Here is a 9,042-nt window from a genome sequence, read left to right as displayed (position 1 = left end):
CTACCTCACGCCACTCGAGATTCGGCGGCGGCACCGGCAAGGTCACACCCTCGCGGCGTAGACAGAGAGTGTCCAACCGCAGGGTGGAACTTCACTGTGTCGCGTCCCGGCATTTCGAGCTTCTTGAGCTGTCCGCCGACGATGTGGGAGACCAGCGGTACGGGCAGTGCGTCCGGCCAGAGGCCGGTGCGCTTGCCCTCGGACAGCACGCGCCGGAAGGCACCGGTGGAGCCCCGCAGGTTTCGGCCATTTGCCTTCAACTCGTCTGCGGCGCACTCGCCTTCGCCTTCGACGACCTGGAGCAGGATCTGCTGGGCGCGGGGCGGAAGGCGGTCGTAGTACGAGCGGGCTCGCTCCGGTGTCCAGCGGTCGTCGGGCGCCGCGGTCACGGCGGCGGCCGGCATGGCGGCGAAGGCGAGCAGCTTCTCGAGCGCCTCGGGGGTCGGGTTCTCCACGGTGATCGCGATCTTCATGGTGCACACCCTTGCAGCCCATCGACCCGAACACAAATAACCCAAATAGACGTGTCACAGATGAGAAGGGCGTCGCGGGCGTCATCTATGTATCAATCTATGTGTTGCGTCCTCTAACTGGACCGAGGACGCGGCCGACGACCTCGCCTCCGCCCGGCCGGCACGCACCAGCCAGACCTACGCCGAACAGTGGCGCTACTTCGCCCGCTGGTGTGCCGACAACGGCCGCCACCCGGGGCCGCGCACCAGCGAGGCGAACCTGGTCTCCTATGTCTCGCACCTGCGGCGCCGCGGCGGACGCGACCGCACAGGTGCGCCGGCGAGCTCCCCTCGGCTGGCGATGGCCGCGATCCGGGACGCCAATGCCCTTGCGGGGTACGAGAACTGGCCCCCGAAGAAGGCGACAGCCGAACTGATCTGCAAGCAGGCCGGCGAGCGCACCCGCGCCCGCCGCACCCCGAAGTCGAGCCCGCCCGTCGACGCCGCGCGCATCGCCCACCTTCAGCAGGGCACGACCGCCGACATCCCGCTCGCCCGCTGGCGCGACCTGACGATCCTGCACCTCGGCTACCGCACCCGGGCCCGCCGCTCCGAACAGGCGGCCTACCGGATCGACTCGATCGTGTTTCGAGCGCCTGGAGGATGGAACCGAGCAGATGCTGGTCGGCAAGCGCACCAGCAAGAACGACCACTGGTCCACCGGCCGGGAGTACGTCGTCCGCGACCCGGTGGCGATCTCCATCGTCCGCACCTACATCTCACTGCTCGCCGAACTCGGCCAGGCGGAATCGCAGTTGCCACTGCTGCGCGGCATCACCCGATGGGGCCGACTCATGCCTGTCCCCGGCTCCGGAACCGGCATGACCGGCCACGCGGTGAACCGCGCCTTCAAGCGGATGGTCGCGCGAACCCCCGCCTTCGACGCGAAGGAGGCCACCAGCCACGGTCTGCGCGCCGGCGTCCCGGCCGACCTCGCGGCCCAAGGCTACAGCCCAGCCGAGATCATGGTCATCACCGACGATTGGAAGTCCACCACCATGGTCGAGAAGTACGCCAAGGCGGGTCTACGCCGCGCAGGTAAGGACAACCTGGGCCGCGCCCAACAGTCCCTCGATGCGCTGGTGGTCAAGCCACCGCCCAATCCCACTGTGTAGGACGGTGAGGGCTGTTTAGCTTCTTCCATCGAATACTGACGCGCTAGCGAGATGCCCGGTGTGAGGGTTTCTGCCGAGGATCCTCCTGGCGCGTTTGTCGGGCTACGAGCAGCTGGCGCACCATCTGCTGCAAGGACACCACAGCTGTCACCGGCGGAAGGCCCGCGACCACGGCCTCAGACATTGTGCTGGGCGTGTCGGCGATACACAGGAGACTGGCGATACCTGCGAACGCCAGGATGACCGTCCAGGAATTCGCCACCTCTCGTCCTCCCAGAGCTGCCCGCAGAACGGAGAGGGAAGCGGCTATCCACGGCCCGTAGACGACGACCGGCCAGTACTGGGACAGGCCCCTCGGCAGCCGGGAAAGGGCCACGTCCTGCAGAGGGTGATAGGAGATTACCCATCCGAGGACGCACACCACAGTGACGATCGTTGCAGTCAGGAATCCGATGACGGATCCCATGATGTCGGACCGGCGGCGCGCCGGGCGTGCGTGACGCTCCCGGTGGTTAGCGACTAACTTGGGGCGGAAACCCATGGCCTGCAGGCCGGCTTCCTCTTCGAGCGCTTCCGGATGCGAAGGGTACGACTGCAGGCCTGGATCAGCCCAGTCATTGACGACCGGATAGGGCAGGTCGGCGGCCAGCTGCCCTGCGGGTGGCCAGAGGGCGTGGTTGTGTATCACTCCGCCATCGGGGATGAATCCAGCTGCGTAGTACGAGTTGAAAGCGGTGTTCATTGACTCGCGCAAAGAAGTCCTCCTGTTCGCGTCATTGTTGATCTAGGCTGGCGGTCTCAATCAGTCTTTCTCTGATCGATACAGCCGCATCGAGAATTCAAACTCAAGCCGACGCAGGATGCGGAAGAGTTCGGCCAGCTGGAGTGAGCAATGCGTCAGCGCCACCCGTTCGCCATTCCTTACGAGATAACCACTTTCCAGATCACCCATGGCGTTCCTCCGGCCTGGAACGAATAGCCAGTTATCACCGGCACTACAGATCCTGTCGCGCTCCAGCAGCAATGGAACAGGCGGCCTGGCTGTTGCACTCATGCCCCGACAACGATGGGCTAATCACCGAGAAATGTACGGCATCCGGGTGTCCGGAAATATGCTCACGCTTCCCGCGCTCAGAGCTTTTACACGGGTCACCGAGCTCCTCGCCCGGGCGTGCAGCAGTCCTGCGACCGTCCCTGGAGGGGAGCGGTCGAAGCGAGCGTCACCTTCTCCGCTCGCTCGGCTTCCCCAATGTCCAAGCACGGTGGCCGCGAAGGGTGCCAGATACTCTGCCATTCTCCCCAACATGGCGCGCCGGCGCGCGGAGCCGCGGGTGGCCAGGCTTCGGACGGACGCACCCGTTGCGACCTTTGCCGTTCAGTCAGCCGATTGACGGAAGTTCAGGTTATCTAAGCGGCATGTCAGTTGTGTGTCTCATTTGGGTGACCAATGACAGAACCGTTTGATGCCACACCATGGCCGTCGACATGAGTCGTGGTGGCGATCGACGCAGTCGCACCCCACTTGGTGATCAACTGGCAGCCTCCGTGCCGGCCCGTGGATGACTGGTGGCGGCGTCCCACCGCGACCGCGGAATCCTCGGCTGATCGCGGGTTTCGACCGTCCCGCCCGAAACCTTCCCCGGCGACGGGAACGGGAGCGTTCAAGCCGCCCGTCGGCCGACTCGAACGAACTTTCCCTCAAGCAGTTGCCGTGGATCCCGGAGATGAGTCGTACACGAGAAGCATTCACACTCTGTTATGAACCGGGTACTCTTGGTCAAGCCATGGCCCAGTCATGGATCAGCCGCCCGGACTCTGGCAGGTCCGGACGGCTCCAGGGGCAGTCGGCGCGACATCGCTGTTCCAGATCACCCCTCAGGCATCTGGACGCGAAACCGCGCCTGGCAGAAGCGACCACTCATGGTCGTTTCTCATTGTTCGTTCGGCCTTCTTCAACCACCCTGCTCCCCTACGGGGAGGTCTTGACATGACCTAGCAGCAACGAGACGGCTCGGTCCGCACCACCGGACCTTCACCGTCCTCGCGCCAAGCACATGCCTCGGCGTCTGAACGCTTTGCTTCCGCCGTCACTGAGCGCATGCCCGAGTCGACGACGGAATCCACCGCTGCCTCGGCCCATCTGCACACCTGGGATCCTGCGAGAACCTGTGTCCTGACGGGCTGTTGCCTCCTCACACGTCCGTAAGTAGGCACTGCCATTTTGCATCACCGAATCAAATTCTGCCAGCTAGCCCCTGCCCGTGTCCCGAGTCATCGCTCCATCCGTCCAGGAGGAGGGCACGGAGTCCTCAATGAGCGAAACCTCCAAGGACCTCCCCAAGCAGGCTCTCAAGCACGAGTGATCACCGCTCAAATGGAGCCGACGGCGAAAAAAGTCGCCTTGACGACTTTGGGACGGTCGGTGCATCGCTCCTCGACCAATCCGGGTGTCGATGGGCGCTCGACCTGGCCGGCCAGGGAAATGAGCGAGCGTCGGGCTTTCGGCGGTGCTCCGTGAGTCCGCGGTACTCGGGCGCTCTGCACACGGAACCGGCTGGGGGTCCCGGACCTGCTCACGGGCAGGCGCGTGCGGCCGAGCAAGTTCGCCTGCCCGCTACCCGGTTCCCGGCGGCGTGGCTCAGTGACAGGGACTTGACCGGTGACCTTATCCGGGTCGTGACGCTGGTGCAGGACTACGGCTGGAAGTCAGGATTGTGCTTCGCGGCTGACGAGACGATCGGGAGACAGCTGGGACTGTCCCGGGGCGGTGTGAACCGCCTAATCGCCAAGGCAAAGGCCAAGAATCTGGTTCGCACGTCTCGAAATCCCGCCACCCGAACCATGAACCGGTGTGTTCGCCCACTGGCCGACGATGAGCTTGCCGTGTGCGTCGGCTCATATGCCCGGGCGCATCTGGCCGGTACTCGGTTCAAGGTTTATGCGTTGCTCTCCCTGCGGCAGCGGTTCACCGAGTCGACTCCCGTCGCGCGAATCGCGCGTGAGTGCAAGATAAAGGAGGACACGGCCCGCGAAGCGGTGGCCGAACTCCTGGTCCAGGGCTGGGTGAGCAGAAGACCGGGTGAGAAGAGGGGATACAGATACGTCGTCCACCCCACGCCCGTCCGCGTACCGAGCGGGCAGAGCGGGTCTCTCCCGAACGGGCCCGTTCCCGCGCTGCGGTCCGCGGACAGGCCCGCAGGCGGCGGTGTCGAGGTCTTCGACTCCGGACCGGACTCCCATCGCGGCGCCTCGCTCGGCGTGTGGCGGGAGGCCCCCGGTTCGGTGACAGCCGGCTCCCCCGGTCCGGTGACACTGGGCCCCCCCGATCCGGTGGCAGAAACACGATCCCCCCAACATGACGTGCTGAACATGTCGGCCGTCGTGGGTGGTTGTTCGTCCCGCGAACCGGAAACCGCGCGCCCCCGCGCGCGAGGACGCGCTGCGGGAGCCGCGGGGGGCGGAGCAAGCCCGGCAGGGCACGGCAGCTGGCGAGCCGACCAGAAGATGATCCAGTCGATGACCAACGAGCAGAGGCGATGGGGACGGCAAGCCGCGTCATCGGCTCTCGGGCGCCTGCCGAGGCAACTCGCTGACCGGCTGACCGAGCGACAGCTCGACCTCCTCGTTCAGCACATTGTCGCAACATTCGCCGACTACAGCACATCCCCTGAGGTCCATGGCGCCGTGATCCTCAACGCTCTCGAGTCGGCGTGCGAGTTCGCGCGACGCAGGGAGCCGGTCGGCGCTGTGCCGTGGTCTTCGGTGGTCTCCCCGCTTCCCTGGCTGATCAGGGTCGTCGACAGGGCGAGCGAGACGGTCACAGGGACCAGGCCGGTCCGAAGCCCCGAGTGCGCACTCTGCCGCGGGCCCCTGGTCGTCCGCGACGCCGAGGACCCGGAAACCTGCCGATCCTGCGGTCCCGCCGCCGCCGCTGCCGCCTGCCGTCGGCTTCGGGAGCAGTGGGAGCTATCCGGTCACCAGGGAGACGCGCCACCCCCAAGAGACCCGCTCACGGCGCGGCCCGCGCCCGGCCACCGACGGAGTACGCCAACAGCCGCCCCGAGCGGACTCTCGGACCGGATGGCGAGAGAGGGCGACGAGTCGGAAGGAACCGTCCTTCGTCGCCGGCTTGCCGCTCGCCGACTTGAGCGGGAACAAGCCCGTGCCCGGGCCGGCGAGGATCTGCCGGCGGCCCGCACCGCCTTCGCCGGACCCCGTCGGCAGGGCACCACCGAAGCCACCCACCAGGAGGGTACCGGTCGAGGAAGCGCCGACCAGGCGCGCGGCCACGACACCGAGCTCCGCGGCGTGCCCCTGGAGGCCGTCGCGGCGTCTGATCCTGCTCCACGGCGGGACGGCCGACCTGATGCGGGGAAGGCCGGCGTGGTCGCCACAGCGCGACCGGGGTCTGCGAGACGCCACCGTGGGACCTCTCGTCATGTCCGCCTTTCCGGTGGTCCGCCAGTTGCCCCCCGGCGCCAAGGGCCGACCGGGCGCGGGGACCTGCGCGGGCGTCCCCGCGACCGGACCGGAGGCCGGAGACTTCCCGGGAGTCCGCCGTGGTCATCGCCGATTGCAGGCCCGTCGCGGGCGCCGCCCCGGGTGTGCCACGGGTGGTAGGCCGCCTGCGTTTGTCTGGAAGTCAGTGCGTTTACCGTCAACGTTTGGCCTTGCCGAAAGACCTGTCAAAACGTGATCGAACCGGCACAGAGCAGATCGGGCGTACGCGGGGACCGAGAATCTTGGTGCTATCTTCGCATAATCGCAAGTCTCTGGTGGCGCGCCAACGAAACAACACCTTCGGACACATACCTCCACCTTTCTTCCTGGACAAGGTGCCCACAGGAGATGGAGGCATCACTGCGCCAATTCATTTGCGCGCGGGAGGGATGACAAGAGGTCCGGCATGCGGCGATCCGCCGGCACGTCACAAGCGCGATGCACGCCTGGATCACCGGGACGGTCTACTCGGAGGCGACCCACGGAGCTTCGGGCGGCGCATCACGGAAGGATTGGCTTCACCCGTTTGCGAGCCTCTTACGAGAGCTGCCACTCCGGTGCCGTCCGAGCTTGAGGCCCCGGATTCCGAGAAGATCAAGGACTCGGCCGTTCACGTCAGCGTGAGTATTGCGGAAGCCACTCGTGGCGAGAAGGGTCTGCGATCCGATCTGGGCTGTGTCAGTCTCCTGATCGCTGCCACGGATCCCGACCGGCTCCCGCGGGCGGCATTCCGTGATCATTCGGCAGTCCCCTTCGGATAGGCTGTCCAATTTTCCGAGCGAGCAATCCAGAATATGAAAATTGCCTGGCGGGAGGGGTTTCCGGTCCAGTCGCACAGGCGCTTGCATTTCCGGCACGCTCGGCCATGCGGGTGAATCGGCCGGTCCCGGTGCCATCGGCGGCGGCCTGCTCGTCGGCGATGCCGCCGGTTTCGACGCAACGTCTGGCCGCACGGCCCCCCGGTTCCTCCTCGTCGGCCAGCCGCCTGAGAGGGACCGGTCCGGAAGGCGGTCGGCGGGCCTGGCGCCGTCCCGGCCATAACGCGCACGAGCGGAACGGCTGATTTCGGCCAGGTCGGTGCGGAATTCCATGAGCGAGTCGCCGGCCACCCTCGGGCACCTGCAAGACCTATCGCCCAAATAGCCCCATCGAAGACCAAGATCAATGACCCTGGCCATCCGCCATTCGGCACGAAGACCGGACTTGAGTGAACGGAACAAGCCAAGTTCATTCCGCCAGATCCCCGGCGGCGCGCACAACTCTTCTTACCGTCACACTAGGCGCCTGCATTACATAAACACGCCCCCTTTAGGTGGAGCGAATCACTTCCCGCGGATAATCTATTTCTGATTTACTTCGACCAGTCCGGCGCCCGTTCGGCCAGCTGCTCCAATCCTCCGGTGGGAGAAGAGCCCTGGACGGACCGAGGAGCCTTCCCCGGCGAAACGGCCACGAGCCGTGGAGAACGCACGAACCAGCGTCGAGCGAACAGGGAGCCGCCTGCTCGCCGGAGGGAATGGTCCTCACGCACCGGGCGCGGCCTGAGCCGCGAAGCCGCGAGCATTCGTACCGGCAGCCGCTTTCGGCTCGTGAGCCGGGAAGCGACCCCGCCGTTCACCGAGGAGGAGATTCCACTGACCACCGCAGAGACCAAGGGACGGCCGACGGGAACTCTCGCCGAGGATGTCCTGAGCCACTGGGTCAGGGGCCGTCCGCTGTCCTTCAGGCTGCCATCTCTCGGTCTCGCGGTACCGATCTCCCGGCGGCTGACAGGGCTGTGGCTGGACGCCGAGGACGTTCGGGCCGACCATGCCCGGGACGCGGCCTTGCTCGTGATCTCCGAACTGGTCACCAATGCCCTCGAGCACTCCAACAGTGCACACATCACCGGCTGGTTGCGCCGGACCGCGGACCGGCTCCTGCTCGAGGTCCGTGATCAGGGAAAGACTTCCACGGTGCCGCGGCTGCACCGCGCCACGCCGGACGAGGACCACGGCAGGGGCCTGGCGCTCGTTGCGGGCTACTCGCAGGAGTGGGGGATTCGGCTGAGCACGGACGGCAGCTGCTCGGTGTGGGCCGCCGTCCCGCTGTCCGGTCGGAGCACTGCCGCGTGGTGACCTTTCAGGGGCGGTCGCCGGCCACGCGCCGCAGTCGCCGATGCCCGGCCGGCAAGCCGTGCTCCGGGCACGACGCGGTGTTCCCGAACACCACCCGCCACCGGTTGCGTCCACCGGCGTGCGGGCGCCCGCGATCCGACCAGGCCGGAGGGCACATCGAGCGTCGAGCCTCAATCATCCACTGCGCACATCACCAGGAGAACCATGCCCAGCTCAAGCACCGAGAGCCGTGAAGTCCTCAACGGCATCATCACCTCGGTGACTCAGCTCGACCGCGACGCCCTGCGTCGCCTCGATCCCGAACGGCTCAGCGCGCAGTTCGACGCGCGTCTGGAGCTCGAGGACTACTTCCACTCGCTTTGGGAGCACTTGAAGGCCTGTGGTGAGCACCCGGCCATCCGCACGGAATATCAGCCGCTTGCCGCTGTCCTCGATCTGCTCACGGGTTTGAGCGAAAATGCCATGTTCGCAGACTGCGCGAAACAGCAGGATCTGCACCGCTTGCTCCGGCGGTGACAGGTTTGTCCGGACTCAGGTGCAAGGGGCTTCGCCCGGAGGGTGCTGCCGTCCGTGGCCGGTCGTCCGGCCCGGCCGCCTGGGGAGCGGACCGATAGCCCGCGCAGGGCGACGGCCGCGGGGCCGACCCCGATGAGACGAGTCACCCGGCCCGAGAGCGGCTGTGGAACCGAAGCCCACGAAGGACTGAAGTTCCACCCTGCGGTTGGACACTCTCTGTCTACGCCGCGAGGGTGTGACCTTGCCGGTGCCGCCGCCGAATCTCGAGTGGCGTGAGGTAGC

Annotated in this window: 6 protein-coding genes; 3 read left to right on the top strand and 3 right to left on the bottom strand. The window is 66.5% G+C overall.

Features of this window, described 5'->3' with window-relative positions; translation table 11 throughout:
* Positions 1–5 precede the first annotated feature (5 nt).
* On the bottom strand, positions 6–473 hold the full coding sequence (locus tag ACIRYZ_RS45870) for a hypothetical protein (RefSeq protein ID WP_402955515.1): 468 nt from the start codon (positions 471–473) through the stop codon (positions 6–8).
* A gap of 656 nt (positions 474–1,129) precedes the next feature.
* On the opposite strand from ACIRYZ_RS45870, the gene ACIRYZ_RS45865 reads away from it, so the two are divergent.
* Entirely contained in the window at positions 1,130–1,627 is a 498-nt protein-coding gene (locus tag ACIRYZ_RS45865) for a hypothetical protein (RefSeq protein ID WP_402955512.1), read from the top strand.
* A gap of 43 nt (positions 1,628–1,670) precedes the next feature.
* Here ACIRYZ_RS45865 and ACIRYZ_RS45860 read toward each other — a convergent pair whose 3' ends face one another.
* On the bottom strand, positions 1,671–2,381 hold the full coding sequence (locus ACIRYZ_RS45860) for a DUF2637 domain-containing protein (RefSeq protein WP_402955509.1): 711 nt from the start codon (positions 2,379–2,381) through the stop codon (positions 1,671–1,673).
* Between the two features lie 48 nt (positions 2,382–2,429).
* On the bottom strand, positions 2,430–2,681 hold the full coding sequence (locus tag ACIRYZ_RS45855) for a hypothetical protein (protein ID WP_402955506.1): 252 nt from the start codon (positions 2,679–2,681) through the stop codon (positions 2,430–2,432).
* 4,846 nt (positions 2,682–7,527) lie between these two features.
* On the opposite strand from ACIRYZ_RS45855, the gene ACIRYZ_RS45850 reads away from it, so the two are divergent.
* Together ACIRYZ_RS45850 and ACIRYZ_RS45845 are read left to right on the top strand one after the other, a co-directional pair.
* Positions 7,528–8,244: an ATP-binding protein gene (locus ACIRYZ_RS45850; protein WP_402955503.1), complete on the top strand. Its 717-nt coding sequence runs from the start codon at positions 7,528–7,530 to the stop codon at positions 8,242–8,244.
* A 204-nt stretch (positions 8,245–8,448) separates the two neighbouring features.
* Positions 8,449–8,760 (top strand): hypothetical protein, encoded by a 312-nt coding sequence (locus ACIRYZ_RS45845; RefSeq protein WP_402955501.1) that lies wholly within the window; start codon positions 8,449–8,451, stop codon positions 8,758–8,760.
* Positions 8,761–9,042: the final 282 nt, after the last annotated feature.

The sequence above is a fragment of the Kitasatospora sp. NPDC101155 genome (genome assembly GCF_044768305.1).
In the GTDB taxonomy this organism is placed as follows: domain Bacteria; phylum Actinomycetota; class Actinomycetes; order Streptomycetales; family Streptomycetaceae; genus Kitasatospora.
The sequence above is the reverse complement of the archived record's forward strand: the minus strand, read 5'-3'. Positions and strand labels throughout refer to the sequence as shown.